Source organism: Streptomyces sp. DSM 42067, from assembly GCF_055792885.1.
In genome coordinates, this window is the sequence record NZ_CM147706.1 from 8,271,919 (window position 1) to 8,293,390 (window position 21,472).

The window sequence follows — 21,472 nt, forward strand, 5'->3', positions numbered from 1 at the left end:
CCGGCTCCTGGCGTCACTGCCCGGCGCCTGGCGTCACTTGTCCTGCGCGAGGGCCTCGGCCCCGTGCATCTGGGCGGAGGGCCATCCGCCCTGCGCCACGGCAGAGCTGATCTGCCGGACCAGTTCACGGGCGACGACCTGCACGGCGGGCGGCGTCCGGCCGGACCGCGGAGTGCCGAGCACGACCGAGCGCCGCACGTCGGGCTCGCACAGCGGCGCGGCACTCAGGGTGCCGTTCGTGACGTCCTCGGCGATGCCCACACCCGGCAGGACGGTCCAGCCGTGACCGGCCACGACGAGCTGTTTCTGCACCCGCATGGAGTTGGTCTGCACGACCACGTCCATGGCGGCCTGGGCCCGCGCCGCAGCGGCGTCGATCAGCGCACGCAGCGCATGACCGGACGCCGGCATGACGAGCGGATGGGAGGCCACCTCCGCGAACGGGACCGGACGGTCCGCCCGCAGCCCGGCCGAGGGCGGAGCCACCGCCCACAGGTGCTCCCGCACCAGCGGACGGACGTTGAGCGACGGCGTGCTGTCCAGGTTGTAGAGCAGCGTCAGATCCAGGTCGCCGTCGTCCAGCCACTGCTGGAGATGCCCGGAGTAGGCCGTCATCAGGCGCAGTTCGATGCCGGGATAGTCCCTGGCCAGGGCCGAGACGAGGGGCTCGGCCAGCAGATCGGTCGTGCTCTCCAGCAGGCCGGCCGTGACGATACCGGTCACCACGCCCGGAGCGGGCTGCACCTCGGCACGGGCCCGCTCCAGCTCGTTCAGCGCCCGCCGGGCCCGGTCCACCATGATCGTCCCTGCCTCGGTGGGCCGCATGCCCTGCCGGGTCCGGTCGAAGAGCGGGACGCCGAGTTCCTCCTCCAGCGTGCGGATCTGCCGGGTCACGGCAGGCTGCACCAGGTGCAGCAACTCGGCGGCCCGGGTGACGCTGCCCACCTCGGCGATCGTGACGAGGGCCTTGAGCTGTTTGACGTCCACGGTTCTCCCACCCGCCATCCGCATCAGGCATGGTGCCATCAAGACTTACTATTTCACTCGGGCTCTCATGAGTGACCATGATGGTACTCCCGTAATGGAGAAGCACCCGGAGGTCATCGCGTGACCGAGCCGCCCGAAGCCCTGCCGCTCGCCGGCATCACCGTCGTCAGCATCGAGCAGGCGGTCGCCGCCCCGCTCGCCACCCGTCAGCTGGCCGACCTCGGCGCCCGCGTGATCAAGGTGGAGCGCCCTGGAGGGGGCGACTTCGCCCGCCGGTACGACACCACCGTGCACGGCGAGTCCAGCTACTTCGTGTGGCTCAACCGGTCCAAGGAGTCCCTGACCCTCGACCTGAAGTCGGACGACGGGCGACACGTACTGGAGCAACTCCTCGGCCACGCCGAAGTGTTCGTACAGAACCTGGCGCCGGGAGCGGCCGCGAGGATGGGTCTGGGAGGGGAGGCGCTGCGCGAGCGCCTCCCGTCGTTGATCCCCTGCTCGATCTCCGGCTACGGCTCCAGTGGCCCCTGGGCCGACCGCAAGGCGTACGACCTGCTGGTGCAGTGCCAGACCGGCCTGGTCTCCCTGACCGGAAGCGCCGACGAGCCCGCCCGGGTCGGGATCTCGATCGCCGACATCGCCGCCGGTATGTACGCCTACTCGGGCATCCTCACCGCCCTGTTCACCCGGGCCACCACCGGTGTCGTCCGGGCCGTCGAGGTCTCGCTGTTCGAGGCCCTCGCGGAGTGGATGAACCAGCCCGCCTACTACACCCGCTTCGGCGGCGCCCAGCCCTCGCGGGTCGGCACCCAGCACGCCACCATCGCCCCCTACGGCGCCTACACCGCCGCCGACGGCAAGGACGTCCTGTTCTCCATCCAGAACGAACGCGAGTGGGCCGCCCTGTGCGAGCGGTTCCTCGAAGCCCCCGGCCTCGTCGACGACCCGCGGTTCGCCACCGGCTCGGCCCGCGTGGCCCACCGCGACGAACTGAACGCGATCGTGGCCCGGCGGTTCGCCGAGTCGGACAGCGGCGAGGTGATGAAACTGCTGGACGAGACGGGCATCGCCAACGCCGGCGTCAACGACATCGAGGACTTCCTGGCCCACCCTGTGCTCAGCGCCCGGGGCCGCTGGCGGCAGGTACCGATTCCCGGGGGCGTCACGGTGCCGGCCCTCATCCCGCCAGTGGATCTGGCCGGCGCGGCCCCCCCGCATGGGAGCCGTCCCGGCCGAGGGTGAGCACACCGAGAGCATCCTGGCCGAACTCGGATACAGCGCGGACGAGACGGCTCGTCTGCGTGCCGAACACGTCGTCTGACCATCTGCCCGCGAGGCGCCAGGGCCATCCAGCAAGGAGCGTCACAGCATGAGCACCCTCGACATCCTGTCCGAGGACGAGCAGTTCATCGTCAGGACGGTGCACGACTTCGTCGACAAGGAGGTCAGGCCGGTCGTCCAGGAGCTGGAGCACGCCAACACCTACCCCGAAGCCCTGATCGAGCAGATGAAGCAGCTCGGCATCTTCGGCCTCGCCGTCCCCGAGGAGTACGGCGGCACACCCGTCTCCACCCCTTGTTACGTGCTGATCACCGAGGAGCTGGCGCGGGGCTGGATGAGCCTGGCGGGTGCGATGGGCGGGCACACCGTGGTCGCCAAGCTTCTGCTGCACTTCGGCACCGAGGAGCAGAAGCGGCGGTACCTGCCGAGGATGGCCACCGGTGAGATCCGGGCGACCATGGCCCTGACCGAACCGGGCGGCGGCTCGGATCTGCAGGCCTTGCGTACGGTCGCCCGCAAGGACGCTGACGGCTATGTGGTGAACGGTGCGAAGACATGGATCACGAACTCCCGCCGCTCACAGCTGATCGCGCTGCTGTGCAAGACGGACCCGGCGGCGAGCCCCGCACACAAGGGCATCTCGATCCTGCTGGCCGAGCACGGACCGGGTCTGACGGTCTCCCGTGACCTGCCCAAGCTCGGCTACAAAGGCGTGGAGAGCTGCGAGCTGTCCTTCGAGGACTACCGTGCTCCGGCCGACGCCGTACTGGGCGGCGTGGAGGGTAAGGGCTTCGCACAGATGATGAAGGGCCTGGAGACCGGCCGCCTCCAGGTCGCCGCCCGCGCCCTCGGCGTCGGCCGGGCGGCATTCGAGGACGCGCTCGCCTATGCGCAGGAGCGGGAGTCGTTCGGCAAGCCCATCTGGAAGCACCAGTCCATCGGCAACTACCTGGCGGACATGGCGACTTCACTGACCGCGGCCCGCCAGCTCACCCTGTACGCGGCACGGGAGGCGGAGGCGGGACGGCGGGTGGACATGGAGGCGGGGATGGCGAAGCTGTTCGCCTCCGAGACGGCCATGCAGATCGCCCTCAACGCCGTCCGCATCCACGGCGGTTACGGCTACTCGACCGAATTCGACGTGGAGCGCTACTTCCGCGACGCACCGTTGATGATCGTCGGCGAGGGCACCAACGAGATCCAGCGGAACGTCATCGCGAGCCAGCTGGTGAAGCGCGGAGGACTCGACGCATGAGGATCGTCGTCCGAGTGACAGCACGGGCCGCAGATCTCCGAGAACTCCAGGACATCGCAGGGCGTGCGACACAGGCCGCGCAGCGTTCCGCGACAGCCCAGCAGACGTCAGCCCGCGCCCAGGCCGTTGCCGCACGCGCGGCAACCGCGCGGAGCCGGCGCGCACCGCGCGGCTTCGCCGCGGGGGAGCGGGTCGCGTGCGCCGGGCCCCCGCGTGGCTGAAGGGCGGGTGGATGCCGTGGCATCCACCCGCCGGTGCCGCTGCACGCTCCGGCCTGGCCTACTCGCCGGTGCGGTAAACAGGCTCTGCCCGGCGCCGTTGCTGCGCGGCGGTGTGCCCCGTCCGGTGTTGGTGCAGGCGCCCGCTGGCGCCGGGGCCACTCGCGCGGTGGACTGGTGGGGGAGGCGGGTGACATGCATGCGCGTCTGTGGGGTGCTGTCCGCGCCGTGGCCGCTGTGTCGTTGGCCGTCGGCCTCGGCGCCTGTGGGCAGTCCGGCGAGTCCGGCGGTTCGGGCGAGAACGCCTCCGGCAAGCAGCTGAAGATTGGGCTGCTGCTCCCGGGCTACGGGGGAGCCACCCGCTGGGCGCAGTTCGACAAGCCCCTGGTCGAAGCGAAGATCAAAGATCTGTGCGGCGACTGCACGGTGGCATACGCCGACGCCGGGCTGAACGCGGCCACTCAGCAGCAGCAAGCGGAGGCGATGATCATCAAGGGGGTCGACGTCCTGATCCTCGCTTCCGTCAACTCCGAGACGATCCGCTCCACGATCAACAAGGCGCACGAGGCGAACATCCCGGTCGTCGCCTACGACCACCTCGCGGAGGGGCCGATCTCGGCGTACGTCGGCTTCGACGCCCGCCGCATCGGCGAGCTCCAGGGCGAGGCGCTTCTCAAGGCCCTGGGCGACAGGGCTCATGACAGCCAGATAGTCATGATGAACGGCGACCCCATCAACCCGGACGCAAGAGAGTTCAAGATGGGTGCGCTCTCTGTCCTCGAGGGCAAGGTGAAGATCGGCAAGGCTTATGACACACCCGGGTGGGAGATCGCGACCGCCCACAGCAACATGACCGACGCCATCGCCGACCTCGGCGCGGACAGGATCGACGGTGTCTATGCCGCCAACGACTGGCTCGCCTCCGGCGTCATCTCTGCCCTCAAGGCCGCCCACATCGATCCGCTTCCGCCGGTCGTCGGCCAGGACGCCCTTCTCTCGGCCGTGCAGCGCATCCTGACCGGTGAGCAGTACATGACGGTCTACAAGTCCTACAAGCTTCAGGCCGGCGCTGCTGCAGAGATGGCTGTGGCCCTGGGCCGCGGCGAAGGACTGGACCGCATCGCAAAGGACACAGTCAGCAGCCCCACCACCAAGGACATCCCTGCCGTCGTGCTCACCCCGGTTGCCGTGACCCGGCACACCATCAAGGACACCGTCGTCAAGGACGGCCTGTACACGATCGACCAGATCTGCACCCCGGAGGTCAAGCGGGCTTGCGATGAGGCCGGACTGACGTCGTAGGCCATAATCCTCCGGTTCACACGCTGACTGTGCCCGGCTGACTTCCGTGGGGTGTCGTCGCAGTGCTCCGCGCGCTCTTCTCGGCGGGCTCCGCGCGGCCCTCAGCCGCCCACCATCGCCCGTGCGGTGGCCAGAATGGACAGAAAGCCGTCCACGTCCCAGGCGGCCCGCCCGACGAACAGGCCGTCGACGCCCGGTACGCGCAGCAGCGTCCCGGCGTTGGACTGATCGACCGAGCCGCCGTACAGGACGGCGGCGACCCGGTCGCCCCACTTGGCGCTGAGCGCCGTGATGACGTCGGCGATCTCGTCGGGGCGCGGCTGACGGCCGTGCTCGCCGATGGCCCACACCGGCTCGTACGCGATGAGGACGCGGGAGGTGTCAGCCAGCCCGTCCAGGGCCGCGGCGACCTGGCCCAGGATGTGCTGCACGGAGTCACCCCGGGCGAACACGTCCGCGCTCTCTCCGCAGCACAGCAGCGGGATCAGGCCGTGCCGCAGGGTCGTCCGCACCTTGAGCGCAATGGTGGCGTCCGTCTCCCCGAAGTGCTCGCGCCGCTCCGAGTGGCCGATCTCGACGATGCGGGCACCGGCGTCGGCTGCCTGCGGCACCGAGATCTCACCGGTCCACGCACCGGCGTCCTCCCAGTGCGCGTTCTGCGCGCCGACGAGCACGTGTGAATCGCCGCCGAGCACCGCGGCCACCTCGGTGATCGACGTCGCAGAGGGGATCACGAACGGCTGGACGCCGGGGACGCCGTCCCGGCCGACTTCCGTGCGCAGCCGCGCGGCGTACTCCGCGGCCTGCGCCCTGGTCTTCGTCATCTTGAAACTCGTGCCGATCCACAGCATGACGGTCCGTCACCTCCGGTCGTACGAGCAGATCGCGGCGACCTTCGAGGCGGACGGCGACGTATCGTCGAAGCGGTAGCCGAGCCACTCGCGAGCAAGTCGGCGCGCGAGCTCCAGGCCGACGACGCGCTGGCCGAAGCAGAGCACCTGGGCGTTGTTGGAGAGCACGGCCCGCTCGACGGAGAAGGAGTCGTGGGCGGTGACCGCGCGGATCCCCGGCACCTTGTTGGCGGCGATGGCCACGCCCAGACCGGTGCCGCACACCAGTAGGGCGCGGTCGGCCCTGCCTTCGGCGACGAGCCGCGCGGCGTCCACGGCGACGTGCGGGTAATCCGTGTCCTGTCCCGCGCTGATGCCGACGTCGACGACCTCGGCGACGGCCTCGTGCCCCTCCAGGTCCTTCTTGAGGGCTTCCTTGTAGTCGTAACCGGCGCTGTCTGAGCCGACGACGATGCGCAGGGGCTTCATCGGGATTCCTCCGTGAATTCGGAGCGAAGGGTGTCGCCGAGGGCGGTGACGACCAGCGCGAAGGAGACGGCGCCGGCGTCCGGGGTGCCGAGGCTGCGGTCGCCGTGGGTGCGGGCGCGGCCGCGTCGGGCGGTGATCGCGGCGGTCGCCTCGGCGGCCTGGGTGGCCGCCTCCGCGGCCTGCGTCCAGGCGGCGCGGAAGCCGGCCCCCGGCAGGGCGGTCTCCAGCCGGTCGACGAACGGCACGGCCGCGTCGACCAGTGTCTTGTCGCCGGGCGTGGCTCCGCCCAGCCGCATCACCACGTCCACGGCGGCGCGTATGCCGGCGGTGATCCGCTCGGGACCGGGCGTGTCCGTGTCGCCCAGCAGGGTGCCGAAGGCGGTGAGCGCGGCCCCCCACAGGGCACCGGAGGTGCCGCCGGCCCGCTCGGACCACGCCGCACCCGCCCTGGCCAGAGTGGTACGCGCGCCTGCCCCCAGGCTGACGGCCTGTGCCGCCGCCTCCGCGGCCGCCTCGGCGCCGCGCCGCATGCCGATGCCGTGGTCGCCGTCCCCGGCCACGGCGTCGATGTGGCCGAGGCGCGCTTCGTGGGCGGTGACGGTGTCGCGTACCACGCGCAGTGCGTCGGCGATGCGGGCCGCGGCTGAGTGGGAGGCCTTGCTGCCGGCGACGACCGGGGGCAGTTGGTGGATGTGCGAGAGGTCGTCGGTGCGCTGTGGTCCGGGGGTGAGAGCGCCGCGGCGGAAGGCGGGGGTGAGCGCGGGCGCCGTCCACAGGTCCCGCAGCTCCTCGTCGAGGAAGGTGAGACTGAGCGACAGGCCGGCCATGCCCAGACTGGTGACCTGCTCGCCGACCTCCGGAGCGACGACGTCGATTCCTTCGGCGGCGAGGCGTTCGGACACGCGCCGGAAGACGATGAACAGCTCCTCGTACTTGGTGGCGCCGAGGCCGTTGAGGACCACCGCGGCCTGGTCGGCGCCGCCGACCGCTGCCGACGCCTGCTTGGCCTCTGCCAGCAGTCCGTCCACGAGCAGGTCGGCGACCTCGTCGGCAGACGGCAACGCCCGTTCCTCGATGCCCGGTTCGCCATGGATGCCGAGACCCACGCCCATACGCCCGGACGCCACGGTGAACAGCGGGCCGTCGCCGCCGGGAAGGGTGCAGCCGCTGAAGGCCACGCCGAAGGAGCGGGTGGCGTCGTTGGCCTTGCGGCCGATGCGCTCCACCTCGTCGATGGCCATGCCGCTCTCCGCCGAGGCGCCGAGGACCTTCATCACGGGAAGATCGCCGGCGATGCCGCGGCGCCTTGCGGGGTCGTCGGCGGGGCCGGAGGCGATGTCGTCGGTGACGCGCAGCACGCGTACGTCGATGCCCTCGGCGCGCAGCTGCTCGGCGGCCTGCCCGAAGTGCAGGACGTCCCCGGCGTAGTTGCCGAAGGCGAAGACCACGCCGCCGCCGGTGTGACAGGCCCGGGCGACGGAGCAGATCTGGGAGGCCGAGGGTGAGGCGAAGATGTTGCCGCAGGCGGCGCCGTGGGCGAATCCCGGGCCGACCCACCCGGCGAAGGCGGGGTAGTGGCCTGTGCCGCCGCCGATCACCACGGCCACTTGGCCGGCGGGCGTGGCGGTGGCGCGTACGACGCCTCCGTGGACGGTGTGTATCAGGTCGCGATGGGCGGCGGCGAAGCCGCTGAGGGCCTCGTCGGCGAAGGACCGCGGGTCGTTGTGCAACAGGGTCATGACCGCTCCGCCAGCTTCACGGAGAGGATCTTCCGCAGGTAGTCACGGTTGCGGGCGGACACGCTGAGGCCGTCGCCGCCGTAGTGCTCGACGCAGATCGGGCCCTCGAAGCCGGCGTCCAGGGCCAGCTCGACGGCCTGCCGGTAGTCGATGACGCCGGACTCGGCGGGGGCGGGCACGGTGAAATAGGCGCCCGTGGCCGGGTCGAGATCGCGGTAGTAGTTCTTGATGTGCCAGTAGTTGGCGTACGGCAGCACGGGGGTCAGAAGCTCCTCCCAGTGCGGCACGGGGCGGTGCAGCCGCACCAGGTTGGCCACGTCCGGGTTGAGGCCGACGTTGGGCAGACCGATGTCGCGGACCATCCGCACCGCGCTTTCCGGCGACCCGAGGTAGGTGTCCTCGTACATCTCCAGCGAGATCTGCACGCCGAGCCCAGCGGCGCGCTCGCCGACGGCCCGGAACCTCTCGACGGCCAGCGCCCGTATCCCCTCGTCGCCGTCGGGGTCCCGGCCGCCCTGTTCGTGCCAGAACCACACGGCCTCGCGCTGAGCGGACGTCAAGGGCCGGTGCAGGCCCGCACACACCGTGCCGACGCCGAGTTCGGCCGCGGCGTCCACAGTGCGCAGCAGGTACTCGAGGTTCGCGGTGGCGGTGCCGGCATCGGGGTCGATGACGCTGCGGCGAGCCGTGGTGACGGCGGTGAGGCCCAGCTCTGCCTCCTTGAGGGTTCGGGCGAGCTCCGCAAGGCGCTCGGGGGAGAGGTCCCCGGGGCGCAGCCAGGTGTCGGTGAGGTCGACATGGTCGAAGCCTGCGGCGGCGACCTCGCGGAACACACGGGCCCAGTGCCGGGCTGGGGCGTCCTGGACGCTGCGTCCGTCCTTGGTGGTGTTCGGGAACTGCAGTAGCGCCGCGCCGATGGGCCAGCTGTCTGCCGAGTAGGACATCGTCGTCTCCGTCGATCCGCCGTCCGAGCGAGCTCTTGGATCGTGGACCATATAGGATCTTTTTTGTTCTCGATAGAGTAGGCGGAAGGATTTCCTCGCGTAGGATCACCTCGAGATGAACAGAAGCGACGTGAGCAGGGCGGGCACCGGCCGGAGCCCGAACAGGGCGCCCGTGGTGCCCCGGCGTGCTCTGCGTGACGGTGTGTACGACGCCATCCTGGAGAAGCTGCTCGACGGATCGACCCCGCCCGGCAGCTCCATGTCGATCGACTCCCTCGCCCGCGAGCTGGGGGTGTCGCCGACGCCCGTGCGCGAGGCCCTGGTGCAGCTGGAGAACACCGGGCTGGTCTCCCGCGTGGCCCTCAAGGGCTACCGCGTGGCGGAGCCGCTGTCACCGGGCCAGATGGCCGAACTCCTCGATGCCCGCACGGTGCTCGAGGTGGCCGCCGTCGAACGGGCCGTGGCCCACGCCGACGGCCTGGTGCCGGAGTTGCGCGCCGCCCACGCCCAGCATGTGCTCAGCGCACACCGGGTGAGGAAGCTGCGTGGCGAGGGGGGCCAGCCGCCCGACTACGCCGACCTGCGCGAGTACTTCACGGCGGACTGGGAGTTCCACCTCACCATCATCCGCGCCGCCGACAACGGATTCCTGCTCCAGCTGGTCGAATCGCTCAGCGCCCATGTGCACCGGCTGCGCCAGACGGTCGACCACGGCGACATGGACCTCGACGAGGCCGTGAGCGAGCACGCGGCCATCCTCGCCGCCTTCGAGTCCGGCGATCCGCAGCGCCCCGTGGAGGCGATGCGTGCACACATGTCGGCGCTGGCCCGGCGAGCGGCCGTCGATCTCTAAGCGGTCTCGGGGAAGTGGGGGCGTGCCTCACTTCCCCGAGACCGCTTAGCCGCACCACGGCACCACACACGCGAGGGGCGCGCCAACCGGGCGCGCCCCTCTGGTGTTGCGGGTGCCGTGATGCGTTCGCGCGACGCCGGGCGCCGGCCCATCGGATTTTCCTCGGGCTCGCCTCTTGTCACGCCGATGGGGGCACCGTACCGTCAAGCCGCATATCCAATAGGATCTCTGATGTTGCGTAGTGACGCAGTCGCTCAGAGATCCCACACCTTCCCGACGCAGGAAGGCTGACGATGAAGTCACCGCTGCGCATCCCGCTCGTCCTGGCGAGCGCCACCATGCTGCTCACTGGATGCTCCTTGGCGAACGCCAAGACCCCGGTGGGCGAGGACTGGAAACCACGAGGCTCGGTGTCGGCGCTGGTCGCCTTCGCCCCGGGCGGCGGGAGCGACCGCTCGGCCCGGGTGCTCGCCCAGAGCCTCAACGAACTCGACGCAGGGTTCGACGTCAATGTCGAGAACAAGGAAGGCGGCTCCGGGGCGGTCGGCTGGGCCACCTTCATGTCCGAGAAGGGAAACGGAAACGCCCTGCTCGTCGCGGAATCGGCGCTGAACACACTGCCGATCGTCTACGACGTGCCGTTCACCTACCGCAGCTTCACACCCCTGGTGATGTTCGCCAAGGACTCCCGGATCGTCGTGGCCCGCAAGAACTCGCCGTACTCCACCTGCGCCGAACTCGTCCGGGCGAGCGCGAAGAAGGCGGTCAAGACCGGCTCCAGCGGCAAGACCGGCGCGGACTCACTCGTCATCGCCGAGTTCAAGAAGAGCGGAGGAAAGTTCTCCGTCGTTCCCTACGGCTCCACGGGAGAGGTCCTGACGGGCCTGCTCGGCGGGCAGATCGACGTGGCCCCGGCCAGCGCAGCGGCAGCCAAGCCGTACCTGCAGAGCGGGGACTTCAAGGCCCTGTGCACGCTGACCGCGAAGCGCTACGACGACCCCGTCCTCAGCAAGGTCCCCACCGCCAAGGAGCAGGGACTCGATGCCGAGGTCCTGATCTGGCGAGGCGTCTTCGCCCCCGCGGACATCAGCGATGTGCAGCGCCGCTACTGGATCAAGGCCATCCAGGGCGCCCTGAAGTCCGGAACCTACCGCGACTACATCAAGACCGACCTGCTCATCCCCGCCGACACGGACGGGCAGGACTTCGCACGCTACCTCGACGCCTATGACAAGCAGGTACGGGAGGTGTTCAGATGAGTACCCCGGCCGGTACCGAGCGGCCCGCCCGCCGCCGACCCGTTCTCGTCGCCTACTGCGTCCTCGCCGCTGTCGGCGGCGCGTTCTTCCTGGGTTCCTTCGCCTATCCGTGGACGAATCCGGAGGACGGCACGATCGGGGCCGGTGCCCTGCCCCGGGTTGCCGGGCTCCTGCTGTTCGTCCTCTCCCTGGCACTGATCCGTCAGGAGACCGGCACCGGATCGGTGCTCGAAGGCGACGGCCATGTGGCCGAGACCGCCGAACACACCCCGGAGGAGACCCGCCGCATCCGCGCCAAGCTGCTCGTCGTCACCCTGACCATGGCGGCCACGGCGCTGTTGATACCGGTCCTCGGCATGCTGCCCGCCCTGACGGTGATGACCCTGTTCCTCACGGCCGTTGTCGAGCGCCTGCCGCTGCCGCGGGCCGCCGCGGTGTCGGCGGGTGTGTTCGGGGTGTCGTACCTGCTGTTCATCGTGGTGCTGCAAGTCCCGCTGCCGTTCGGCCTGTTCGACCCCACCACCTGGAGCGTGCTGTGATCGACAACATCGTCACCGGCTTCGGGGCGGCGCTCAGCGCGGAGAACCTCCTGTGGTGCTTCGTCGGCGTGCTGCTCGGCACTGTCATCGGCATCCTGCCGGGCCTGGGCTCCGCCACCGGTGTGGCCATCCTCATCCCCGTCACGCTCACCTTCGACCCGCTCACCGCACTGATCATGCTCGCCGGCATTTACCACGGCGCGCAGTTCGGAGCCACGATCACCGCCATCCTCATCGCGACGCCCGGTGAGGCCTCATCCGTGGTCAGCACGCTCGACGGCTACCGGATGGCGCGCAACGGCCGGGCCGGGCCCGCCCTGGCCGTCTCGGCGCTGGGAGCCTTCGTCTCCGCGATGGTCTCGCTGGTCGCCCTGGCGGCCGTGGCGCCCTTCTTCGCCCGGCTGGCACTGGACTTCGGGCCGCCGGAGATGCTGGCGGTGATGATCCTGGGGTTGTGCACCATCGTGGTGTTCTCCGGGAGGAACCTCCTGCTCGGCATGGGCCTGGGGTTGCTCGGTGTGCTGATCGCCTGCATCGGCGTGGACGTCGGCAGCGGCACGCCGCGGTACACCTTCGGCCAGATCTCCCTGTTCGGCGGTGTGCCGTACGTCGAGGTCATGATCGGCCTGTTCGCCATCGGCGAGCTGCTGAACCAGCTGCACATCGGACTCGCCGAGCCGGTCAAGGCCCGGTTCCGGGATCTGATGCTGACCAAGGAGGACCTGAAGCGGGCCGCCCCCTCCACCGCCCGCGGCACCGTGGTCGGCTTCCTGCTGGGCTGCCTGCCCGGTGCCGGCACGACGCTCGCCTCGTTCATGGCGTACGGCGTGGAGAAGAAGCTGTCCAGGAACCGCCGGAAACTCGGCAGCGGAGCCATCGAGGGTGTCGTCGCTCCGGACGCGGCCACCAACGCCGCCTCCAACGCGAACTTCGTTCCCACGCTGGTGCTCGGCGTGCCCGGCGGCGCCACCACCGCCGTCCTGCTCGGAGCCTTCCTGATCTACGGCATCCAGCCCGGGCCGCTGCTCTTCGAGAACCAGCCCTCCCTGGTGTGGGGCCTGCTCGCCTCGTTCTTCATCGGCAACGTGATCCTGCTGGTGCTGAACCTGCCGCTGGCTCCCGTCATGGCGCAGCTGCTGCGCGTGCGCTACTCGATCATGTACCCGCTGATCATCGCCACCAGCCTCATCGGCGCGTACTCGGTCAAGAACAGCATGCTCAGCGTCTGGATCGTGATCCTCTTCGGTCTGGTCGGTTACGCGATGAAGCGCCTGAACTTCCCGGTGGCTCCCCTCGTCCTGGGACTGGTCATCGGACCACTGTTCGAGAAGGCCCTGGTGCAGACCTCGGCGCTGGCCGCAGGGGACAGCCTGGTGCTGCTCTCCAGCCCGACCGCCGTGGGCATCCTGGTGCTCGCCCTCGTACTGGTGGCCGGACCGGCCGCCGTCAAGAGCCTTCGCCCGGGCCGCCGTGCCGCCCATCCCGCCGAAGCGGACACCGGATCCGATCCCGCAGCCGGTGACACCGCTCCGCTTGTTGCGGAAGCCGCCCTCGGGGCCGGTCGGGCAAGGGTCGACGACGACAGCACGCACCCGCCCGACCGTGACCGCGATCGCCCCGACACCTCGACCGAAAGGCGCTCATGAACACCGCACAGGCCACCGAGCTCCGGCCCCGCGTCGCCGTCACCTTCGGCGACCCCGCCGGCGTGGGACCCGAGCTGATAGCCAAGCTCCTGTCCCGTCCCGAGAACGTCGCAGCCGCCGACATCCTGCTGATCTCCGACGAGACAGAGCTGCGTGACGCCGGTGAGGACGCGAAGTGTCCCATCGAGTACGTCACCGAACCCACCCCCGGAAAGCCGTTGCTGTACGACAACAGTGCCGGGCGCCCGGTCGAGGTGTTCGAACGTCGGGCGGCCACCGAGGCCGGCGGCCGGTGGGCTCTCGGCAACCTGCGCCATGCCCTGGAGCTCGCGAAGAAGGGCGACGTGGACGCCATCCTCTTCGCCCCGCTCAACAAGTCCTCACTGCACCTGGCCGGCATGCGGGAGAACGACGAACTGCGCTGGTTCGAAATCATTCTCGGCGCCGAGGACTACACCTCCGAGCTCAATGTCCTGCCGGGACTCTGGACGGCCCGGGTCACCTCGCACGTCTCCCTGGCCGAGGTCGACGCCGGTATCACCCGCGAGAACGTGGCCGCCGCCGGCCGGCTGCTGGACAAGGTACTGCGCGAGTCCGGCATCGCCTCGCCCCGCATCGGTGTCTGCGCCCTGAACCCGCACGCGGGTGAGAACGGCAAGTTCGGCCGCCACGAGCTCGACATCATCGCCCCCGCGATAGGCGACATGGAGCAGGACGGCATCGACGCCAAGGGGCCGTTCCCCTCGGACACGATCTTTCTCCGCGCCAAGGCCGGGGACTTCGACGGCATCCTGACCATGTACCACGACCAGGGGCAGATCGCGATGAAGCTCATGGGCTTCGACGGCGGCGTCACCGTCGCAGGTGGACTGCCCGTTCCCATCTGCACGCCCGCCCACGGCACCGCCTTCGACGTCGTCGGCAAGGGCATCGCCACCACCGGTTCGATCCAGAACGCCTTCGACCTCGCGGTCAAGATCGGGGCCCGCCGCCGGGCTGCGGCCTCGCTCTGATCCCTTCTGTTACAACCGAGTTGAAGACGCCTACCGGTCCCCGGTTCTCCATCAGGGGACCGGTGAGTCACTGGCTCATGGCCCGCGTCCGCGCCGGACGCCCGCGCGTCAGGGAGCGGCGTCGAGATCCACGTCGAGGTCCTCGGTCTCGGTCCAGAATCTGTCATCCGCATCCTGGAGCCGAGCCGCGGCGTGCTTCATGTGGTGGCGGGCGGCGTCGCGTGCCGCTGTGGCGTCGCCTGTCTCGATCGCGGCCACGATGGCGTGGTGCTCCTGCCGGACCGCCTCGATGAAGTCTCGCCGTCGCGCCTCGTTCGCGCGCGTGACGCGGATACCGCTGCGCATCACCTCGCCGAGGTACCGCACCGTCGAGACCATCACCGCGTTCCCGGTCGACTCGGCGATGGACCGGTGGAAGGCGAGATCCTCGTCCACGCCGTCACCGCCGGCCGCGACCGCCGAGTCGATCGCGTCCAGGGCCTCCCGCATCCGGGCGAGGTCGCCCGGTGTGGCGCGCTCGGCTGCGAGACCGGCGGCCTCGCCCTCCATGGCGCGGCGTACCTCCACGATCTGCAGCACTTTGATCTTGGTACCGGCGGCCTCGGCCTCGATGTCGAGCGGGCGTGTGCGCCGTGGCATGACGAACACGCCGAGACCCTGGCGCGGTTCGACCAGGCCCGCGTTGCGGAGCCTCGATACGGCCTCGCGCACCACCGTGCGGCTGACGCCCAGCTGCTTGACCAGCTCGACCTCGGTCGGCAGCTTGTCGCCCTCGGCCAGGCGCCCCGACTCGATCTCCTCCGCGAGGACCGCGGCGACCCGGTCCGCGAGCCGGACCGGACCGGTCACCTTGGAAAACATGCTTGTCAGTCTATCGATCCGTCCCCGACCGTCCCGCCGTGAGGTGTGTGCCGACCGCGACGGCGTCGGCGTGGTCGGCGAGGTAGTCCCGCACCACCGATTCGAAGCCCGGGTCGGGCTGCAGTCCGAGCGCGGCGGCGCGCGCGTTGTCGAAGACGGCGGGCCACGAGCCCACGATGGCTTCGACGCCTGCGTCGGGTGTGATCGTCACCAGGTCGGCGACGGCGTCCCCGGCGACCCGCCGCAGCGTGGCCAGCATCTCGGCCACCGAGACGGTGAGCGCCGGAAGGTTGACCGGCAGCCCGCCGTCGAGCCGGCCCGGTCCCGTACCGCGCTCCACTTCGGCGACGCGAAGGATTCCCTCGACCGTGCGCCGCGGCGAGGCCAGGGCCACCCGCAGGCCGGGATGGACCGGGCAGGTCGCCGGGAGGCCCGCGAGGGGCTCGCGGATGATGCCCGAGAGGAAGCCGGAGGCGGCCGCGTTCGGTTTGCCCGGCCGTACCGACACGGTCATCAGGCGGGCGACGCGTCCGTCGACGAAGCCGCGGCGGGTGTACTCCGCGACCAGCTGCTCGCAGACGAACTTCTGCGTCCCGTAGCTCGACCTCGGCGTGGGCAGGGTCGACTCGCTGACCACCAGGGGCAGCGGCAGCGCCGGGTCGGAACCGTAGACCGCGACGCTGCTGGAGAACACCACCCGCGGCGTCGGACCGCCCGCAGCCGACTGTGCCCGGGCGGCTTCGAGCAGCGCGCGCGTCACGTCGACGTTGGCGCACATGCCGAGGTCGAAGTCGGCCTCGCACTCGGCCGAGACCGCGGCGGCGAGGTGGATCAGCACATCCACCGGCTCCGCGAACACCTCGTCGAGACGGTCGATCAGATCGCCCTGAACGATGTCCACGAGCGGGTCGGCCGCCGCCGGCGACTCGGGCGGCACCATCCGGTCGGCCAGCACCAGCCGGTCGATCGGTACGCCACGGAACGTGCGCGTCTTGAGCAGCGTGCCGGCGACGAGCCGTCCCAGGAAGCCGAAGCCACCCGTGATGACGATCCTCATGCGCTTTCTCCTCGGTAGTCGGTCAGCCAGGCGAGACCCTCGCTCGTGCCGGCGCGGGGGATGTACTCGCAGCCGATCCACCCGTCGAAGCCCAGGTCGTCGATGACACCGAACAGGTGGCGGACGTTGAGCTCACCCACGTCGGGCTCATGGCGGTCGGGCACGCCCGCGATCTGCAGATGACCGACCCGCCCGGTCGGTACGTCGCGGCGCAGGGTCTCGGTGAGGTCGCCCTCGACGATCTGGCAGTGGTAGAGGTCGAGCTGCACCTTGAGATTCGAGGCGCCCACGTCCCGCACCACGGCGTGGGCGTCGGCCTGCCGGTTCAGGAAGTAGCCCGGCATGTCACGGCCGTTGATCGGCTCGACCAGGATGTCGACGCCCATCGTGGCGGCCCGCTCCGCGGCCCAGGCGAGGTTGGCCAGATAGGTGTCGCGGTGCTTGGCCGACTGTGCCGGCGTCGCGTCCGGCTGCACCAGCCCGGCCATCACGTGCACCCGCGGGCAGTCCAGCGCCGCGGCGTACTCCAGAGCCCGCTCGATCCCGGAGCGGACCTCCGCCTCGCGGCCGGGCAACGCCGCGATCCCGCGTTCTCCCGACTCCCACGCCCCCGGAGGTGCGTTGAAGAGCACCTGACTCAGGCCGTGGTCGTCGAGCCGACGGCGCAGCTCGGTGGCGTCGTACGCGTAGGGGAAGAGGTACTCGACGGCCTGGAAGCCGTCCGCCGAGGCCGCGGCGAAGCGGTCGAGGAAATCGTGTTCGGTGTACATCATGGACAGGTTCGCGGCGAACCTCGGCATGCTGGCTCCTGTGTTCGGACCGGGACTTGGACCCGTCAGCGGTTGACGACCTGCTTGTTGGTGGTGAGCACCGCGGCGGCGCCGACGACGAGGCTGAGCGCCAGGACGTACATCGGTATCGACGTCGAGCCGGTGGCGTCCTTGAGTGCGCCGATCATGTAGGGACTGACGAAGCCGGCGAGGTTGCCCACCGAGTTGATCACGGCGAGGCCGGCTGCTGCTGCGGCGCCGCCCAGGAACGCGGTGGGGAGCGACCAGAACAGCGGCGCGCAGGTCAGCACCCCGGCCGCGGCGAAGGACAGCGCGATCAGGGACAGCGCGGTCGACCCGGCCCAGCCGGCGGCCAGCGAGAATCCGACGGCGCCCATGAGGGCCGGGACGACCAGATGCCAGCGGCGCTCGCGGCGCTTGTCCGCCGAACGGCCGAACAGGTTCATCGCGACGAGTGCGGCCAGGAACGGCACGGCACTGAGCACCCCGATCGCGAGGTTGCCCTCGATTCCGGTGGACTGGACGAACGTCGGCATCCAGAAGGTCAGGGCGTACTGGCCCATCACGAAGCAGAAGTAGATGAGGCACATCAGCCACACCTTGGGCTCGCGGAAGGCGTCCCAGACCCGGCCGTGCACCGTCTGGTGCGCGGCGTCATCGGCGATCGCCCGCTCGACGACGGCCTTCTCCTCATCCGTGAGCCATTTCGCGCTGCGCACGTTGTTGTCGAGGTAGAACAGCGTGACCACACCGATGACGAGGGCGGGGATCGCCTCGAGCAGGAACATCCACTGCCAGCCCTGCCAGCCGTTCGTGCCGTGGAACCGGTCCATGATCCAACCCGAGAGCGGGTTGCCGAAGATGCCCGCCACCGGGATGGCCGACATGAACATCGCGATTACCCGGGCCCGACGGTGGGACGGGAACCAGTAGGTGCAGTACAGGATCACGCCCGGGTAGAAGCCCGCCTCCGCGGCACCGAGGAGGAACCTGAGCACGTAGAACATCGCCTCGTTGGTGACGAACATGAACGACGCCGAGACCAGGCCCCAGGTGATCATGATCCGGGCGATCCAGGTGCGGGCGCCGACGCGCTGCAGGATCAGGTTCGAGGGGACCTCGAAGAGGAAGTAGCCGATGAAGAACAGGCCGGCGCCGAGGCCGTACGCCGCCTCGCTGAACCCGAGGTCGGCGGACATCTGCAGCTTCGCGAAGCCGACGTTGACCCGGTCCAGGTAGGAGAAGACGTAGCAGAGGATGAGGAAGGGGACGATGCGGCGAACGACCTTGCGGAAGACGGCGTTCTCGCGGGTGAGGTCCGTGACCTCGGTGGTTATAGGCATGGACATGACCGAATCCTTTGTGCGGCTCAGGGGATTCTGACGGGCGAGGAGCTGGTCACCACGCGGCGGCGAACGTGGACCTCAGTTCGTCGAGTGCGTGGAAGGGGAGCGGCTCGGGTCGACGGTCGGTCAGGAGCCAGAGACGTGCCGTCTCCTCGAGTTCTTCGAGGACGGCGAGTGCGGTGGCCGCGTCGGGGCCCCAGACGACGGGGCCCAGCCGGTCGAGCAGCACGGCCCTGATCGGCGTGCCGGTGCTCGCGTGGGCGGCGATCCGGGCGGTCACCAGGTCGGCCACACGCGGGTCGCCGGGCCGGTGGTAGGGGATGAGCGGGACGTGCCCGACCTTCATCACGTAGTAGGGCGTGATGGGCGGGAGCACGTCGTCCTGGCTCCACACGCCGGCCAGAGTGAGCGCGACCAGGTGCGTGGAGTGGGTGTGGACGACGAACCGGGCCGTGGGGTCGGCGGCGTAGATGCGTCGATGGAGCGTCAGGGTCTTGCTGGCGCGGTCGCCCGCGATCTGCTCGCCACGGGCGTCGACCAGCGCGAGGCGGTGGGCTTTGAGGAAGCCCAGGGCGGCGTCGGTGGGAGTGATCAGATGGCTGTCGCCGACCTTGGCGCTGATGTTGCCGGCGCTGGCGTGGACGTAGCCCCGGGCGAACAGGCTCGTGCCCACCCGGACGATCTCGTCGCGTGCCTCGTCGACGGCCGTGTCGCGTGTCCCGTCGACTGTTTCGTCGACGGCGGTGCCCGGGTGCTGCGTCATGAGGCCTCCTCGTCCAGGAGGGCGAACGAGGTGGTGAAGAAGTCGGGGCCGCCGAAATTGCCCGACTTGAGCGTGATGTGGAGCGTGTCCCCGCCGGGAAGGGGCGCCGCGCACCATGGCACACCGGGGGCGATCTGCGGTCCGATGCGGAGCCCGGTGATGCCGAGCGCCTGGACGACGGCTCCCGAGGTCTCGCCGCCCGCGACGACGAGTTGGCGGACCCCGCGCTCGACGAGCCCCTCCGCGATGCGGGCAAGGGTCTGCTCCACGAGCTCACCGGCCTCGGCGGCGCCGAGCCGGCCCTGGACGGTCCGGACCGTGTCGGGCGAGTCGGTGGAGTAGACGAGGATCGGCCCGTCGTCCAGGTGCGCATCGGCGAAGGACAGGGCCTGGCCGACCACGTCCTCTCCGGCCGCGACACGCAAGGGGTCCACGCTGTACGCGGGTCGGCCGCCGCGCAGGTATTGAAGAACCTGACGGTTCGTGGCGACGGAGACCGATCCCGAGACGATGGCCCGACGGCCGCCTGCCTTCGGCAACCGTGCTGCGGCGCTGGACGGCTTGAAGCCCCAGTTCGCGGGCAGGCCGATCGCCAGGCCCGAGCCGGCGGTCACCAGGGGCAGCCCCTGGACCGCCGCGCCGAGGCGCACGAGGTCGTCGTTGGAGACGGCGTCGACGATGGCCATCCCGACGCCGTCCTCGCGCAGGGCGTCGATACGGGCCCGGATCGCCTCCGCGCCGTCGGCGACGACCCTGTGGTCGATGAGGCCGACCGCTCGCGTGGTCTGCGCGCCGAGGACGGAGACCAGGTTGGAGTCGGTCATCGGCGTCAGCGGGTGGTGGCGCATGCCGCTGTCGCTCAACAGCACGTCACCGACGAAGAGATGGCCCTTGAAGACCGTGCGCCCGTTATCGGGGAAGGCGGGCGTCGCGATCGTGAAGTCGGTGCCCACCGCGTCCATCAGGGCCTCGGTGACCGGACCGATGTTGCCGGCCGGTGTCGAGTCGAAGGTGGAGCAGTACTTGAAGTAGATCTGCTCGGCACCCATGGACCGCAGCCAGGCGAGTGCCCGGAGCGACGCGTCGACGGCGTCGGTGGCCGGGATGGTCCGCGACTTGAGGGCGATGACCACGGCGTCCGCGTCCACCGCCTGCTCGGCGCCTTCTGACGGTACGTCGATCAGCTGAACCACGCGCATGCCCGCGCGCACCAGGTTGTTGGCCAGGTCCGTGGCGCCGGTGAAGTCGTCGGCGATGCACCCGAGTCGGATCCCCATGTCAGCCCTCCACCGGCTTGGGCAGGTCGACTGCCGGGAAGATCTTGATGACCGCGCTGTCGTCCTCGGCCCCCAGACCCGACGCCGATGCCTGGAGGAACATCTGGTGGGCGGTGGCGGCGAGGGGGAGCGGGAACCGCTCCGGCCGGGCGGAGTCGAGCACGAGTCCCAGGTCCTTGACGAAGATGTCGACCGCGGAGAGGGGCGTGTAGTCACCGGCGAGCACGTGCGCCATGCGGTTCTCGAACATCCACGAGTTGCCGGCGCTGTGCGTGATGACCTCGTAGAGCGCCTCGGCGGGAACACCGGCCTTGATGCCGAGGGCCATCGCCTCGGCTGCCGCGGCGATGTGCACACCCGCGAGCAGCTGGTTGACGATCTTGACCTTCGAGCCGAGTCCGGCACGGTCTCCCAGGCGGTAGACCGTGCTGCTCATGGCCTCGAGCACCGGGTCGGCGACCGCGTACGCCGCCGTGGAACCCGACGTCATCATGGTCAGCTCGCCGACCGCCGCACGCGCGGCGCCACCGGAGATGGGAGCGTCCAGGTAGAGCACGCCCTTCTCGGCCAGGCGCCCCTCGAGTTCGGCGGACCAGGCCGGGTCGACCGTGGAGCACATCACGAAGACGGCGCCCTCGCGGAGCCGGTCGGCCGCCCCGTCGGCGCCGAACAACACCGACTCGACCTGCGCCGCGTTGACCACCACGCTGACCAGGACGTCCACCGCGGCTGACAGGTCGCCGGCGGAGGCGAACGCGGTCCCACCGTCACGGGCGAAAGTCTCGGCCACATCGGGTCGCAGGTCGTGGACCCCCACGTCGTAGCCGGCGTTCCGCACGCTGCGGGCCATGCCGAGACCCATGGCCCCGAGTCCCACCACGCCCACGCGCGGCCGTGCAGGCCTGTCCTGGTCGTTCATGCCAAATCCTCATCTTGCTGCGCCGTCCGAGGCGCAGCCGGCTCGGTGAAGAGATCAGGTCATATGATGACCTGAGGATGTTGTTTGGCATACTGTGATGTCG

The 21,472-nt window shown here is 70.0% G+C and carries 19 protein-coding genes and 1 pseudogene; 8 read left to right on the forward strand and 12 right to left on the reverse strand.

What is annotated here, in order from left to right; genetic code table 11:
• Window positions 1-33: 33 nt before the first annotated feature.
• Window positions 34-987, reverse strand: a complete 954-nt coding sequence (locus tag ACSMXV_RS37120; RefSeq protein ID WP_473175475.1) for a LysR family transcriptional regulator — start codon at window positions 985-987, stop codon at window positions 34-36.
• 120 nt (window positions 988-1,107) lie between these two features.
• Between ACSMXV_RS37120 and ACSMXV_RS37125 the strand changes: the two are divergent.
• The 3 genes and pseudogenes from ACSMXV_RS37125 (at window position 1,108) to ACSMXV_RS37135 (ending at window position 5,043) form a co-directional block, all read left to right on the forward strand.
• A pseudogene (locus ACSMXV_RS37125) lies at window positions 1,108-2,308 on the forward strand (CaiB/BaiF CoA transferase family protein).
• 48 nt (window positions 2,309-2,356) lie between these two features.
• Window positions 2,357-3,523, forward strand: coding sequence for an acyl-CoA dehydrogenase family protein (locus ACSMXV_RS37130; RefSeq protein ID WP_473175476.1), 1,167 nt, complete (start codon window positions 2,357-2,359; stop codon window positions 3,521-3,523).
• Window positions 3,524-3,936: 413 nt separating this feature from the next.
• Window positions 3,937-5,043, forward strand: coding sequence for a substrate-binding domain-containing protein (locus ACSMXV_RS37135; protein WP_473175477.1), 1,107 nt, complete (start codon window positions 3,937-3,939; stop codon window positions 5,041-5,043).
• Window positions 5,044-5,144: 101 nt separating this feature from the next.
• Here ACSMXV_RS37135 and ACSMXV_RS37140 read toward each other — a convergent pair whose 3' ends face one another.
• Genes ACSMXV_RS37140 through ACSMXV_RS37155 form a run of 4 tightly spaced genes read right to left on the reverse strand, consistent with a single transcriptional unit; the run spans window position 5,145 to window position 9,045 of the window.
• Entirely contained in the window at window positions 5,145-5,894 is a 750-nt protein-coding gene (locus ACSMXV_RS37140; protein WP_473175478.1) for a triose-phosphate isomerase, read from the reverse strand.
• 9 nt (window positions 5,895-5,903) lie between these two features.
• On the reverse strand, window positions 5,904-6,362 hold the full coding sequence (locus ACSMXV_RS37145; RefSeq protein WP_473175479.1) for a ribose-5-phosphate isomerase: 459 nt from the start codon (window positions 6,360-6,362) through the stop codon (window positions 5,904-5,906).
• Window positions 6,359-8,101, reverse strand: coding sequence for a dihydroxyacetone kinase family protein (locus ACSMXV_RS37150; protein WP_473175480.1), 1,743 nt, complete (start codon window positions 8,099-8,101; stop codon window positions 6,359-6,361). Before ACSMXV_RS37150 ends, ACSMXV_RS37145 begins: the two co-directional genes overlap by 4 nt.
• Window positions 8,098-9,045, reverse strand: a complete 948-nt coding sequence (locus tag ACSMXV_RS37155; RefSeq protein WP_473175481.1) for a sugar phosphate isomerase/epimerase family protein — start codon at window positions 9,043-9,045, stop codon at window positions 8,098-8,100. The genes ACSMXV_RS37150 and ACSMXV_RS37155 overlap by 4 nt, the downstream gene beginning before the upstream one ends.
• A gap of 115 nt (window positions 9,046-9,160) precedes the next feature.
• Here ACSMXV_RS37155 and ACSMXV_RS37160 point away from each other — a divergent pair, with 115 nt between their 5' ends.
• The 5 genes from ACSMXV_RS37160 to ACSMXV_RS37180 all read left to right on the forward strand — a co-directional run bounded on the left by ACSMXV_RS37160 (window position 9,161) and on the right by ACSMXV_RS37180 (window position 14,355).
• Window positions 9,161-9,898, forward strand: a complete 738-nt coding sequence (locus ACSMXV_RS37160) for a GntR family transcriptional regulator (protein ID WP_473175482.1) — start codon at window positions 9,161-9,163, stop codon at window positions 9,896-9,898.
• 293 nt (window positions 9,899-10,191) lie between these two features.
• Complete coding sequence (locus tag ACSMXV_RS37165) at window positions 10,192-11,157, forward strand: tripartite tricarboxylate transporter substrate binding protein (RefSeq protein WP_473175483.1); 966 nt, start codon at window positions 10,192-10,194, stop codon at window positions 11,155-11,157.
• Window positions 11,154-11,696, forward strand: a complete 543-nt coding sequence (locus ACSMXV_RS37170) for a tripartite tricarboxylate transporter TctB family protein (RefSeq protein WP_473175484.1) — start codon at window positions 11,154-11,156, stop codon at window positions 11,694-11,696. The genes ACSMXV_RS37165 and ACSMXV_RS37170 overlap by 4 nt, the downstream gene beginning before the upstream one ends.
• Window positions 11,693-13,342, forward strand: coding sequence for a tripartite tricarboxylate transporter permease (locus tag ACSMXV_RS37175; protein ID WP_473175485.1), 1,650 nt, complete (start codon window positions 11,693-11,695; stop codon window positions 13,340-13,342). Before ACSMXV_RS37170 ends, ACSMXV_RS37175 begins: the two co-directional genes overlap by 4 nt.
• On the forward strand, window positions 13,339-14,355 hold the full coding sequence (locus ACSMXV_RS37180) for a 4-hydroxythreonine-4-phosphate dehydrogenase PdxA (protein WP_473175486.1): 1,017 nt from the start codon (window positions 13,339-13,341) through the stop codon (window positions 14,353-14,355). Before ACSMXV_RS37175 ends, ACSMXV_RS37180 begins: the two co-directional genes overlap by 4 nt.
• Before the next feature lie 108 nt (window positions 14,356-14,463).
• Here ACSMXV_RS37180 and ACSMXV_RS37185 read toward each other — a convergent pair whose 3' ends face one another.
• The 7 genes from ACSMXV_RS37185 to ltnD are packed head-to-tail and all read right to left on the reverse strand — an operon-like array spanning window position 14,464 to window position 21,369.
• Window positions 14,464-15,216 carry a FadR/GntR family transcriptional regulator gene (locus tag ACSMXV_RS37185; RefSeq protein ID WP_473175487.1) on the reverse strand — a complete coding sequence of 251 codons (753 nt, stop codon included), beginning with the start codon at window positions 15,214-15,216 and terminating at the stop codon, window positions 14,464-14,466.
• A gap of 10 nt (window positions 15,217-15,226) precedes the next feature.
• The gene (gene denD, locus ACSMXV_RS37190) at window positions 15,227-16,273 is read right to left on the reverse strand and encodes a D-erythronate dehydrogenase (RefSeq protein WP_473175488.1); all 1,047 of its coding nucleotides are present in this window, start codon (window positions 16,271-16,273) and stop codon (window positions 15,227-15,229) included.
• Window positions 16,270-17,073 carry a 2-oxo-tetronate isomerase gene (otnI, locus tag ACSMXV_RS37195; protein ID WP_473175489.1) on the reverse strand — a complete coding sequence of 268 codons (804 nt, stop codon included), beginning with the start codon at window positions 17,071-17,073 and terminating at the stop codon, window positions 16,270-16,272. The genes denD and otnI overlap by 4 nt, the downstream gene beginning before the upstream one ends.
• Window positions 17,074-17,108: 35 nt before the next feature.
• A complete protein-coding gene (locus tag ACSMXV_RS37200; RefSeq protein ID WP_473175490.1) occupies window positions 17,109-18,413 on the reverse strand; it encodes an MFS transporter in 1,305 nt (434 codons plus the stop codon).
• A gap of 49 nt (window positions 18,414-18,462) precedes the next feature.
• The gene (locus ACSMXV_RS37205; protein WP_473175491.1) at window positions 18,463-19,173 is read right to left on the reverse strand and encodes a class II aldolase/adducin family protein; all 711 of its coding nucleotides are present in this window, start codon (window positions 19,171-19,173) and stop codon (window positions 18,463-18,465) included.
• Window positions 19,170-20,450, reverse strand: coding sequence for a 3-oxo-tetronate kinase (gene otnK, locus ACSMXV_RS37210; RefSeq protein ID WP_473175492.1), 1,281 nt, complete (start codon window positions 20,448-20,450; stop codon window positions 19,170-19,172). The genes ACSMXV_RS37205 and otnK overlap by 4 nt, the downstream gene beginning before the upstream one ends.
• 1 nt (window position 20,451) lies before the next feature.
• The gene (gene ltnD / locus ACSMXV_RS37215) at window positions 20,452-21,369 is read right to left on the reverse strand and encodes an L-threonate dehydrogenase (RefSeq protein ID WP_473175493.1); all 918 of its coding nucleotides are present in this window, start codon (window positions 21,367-21,369) and stop codon (window positions 20,452-20,454) included.
• Window positions 21,370-21,472 lie beyond the last annotated feature (103 nt).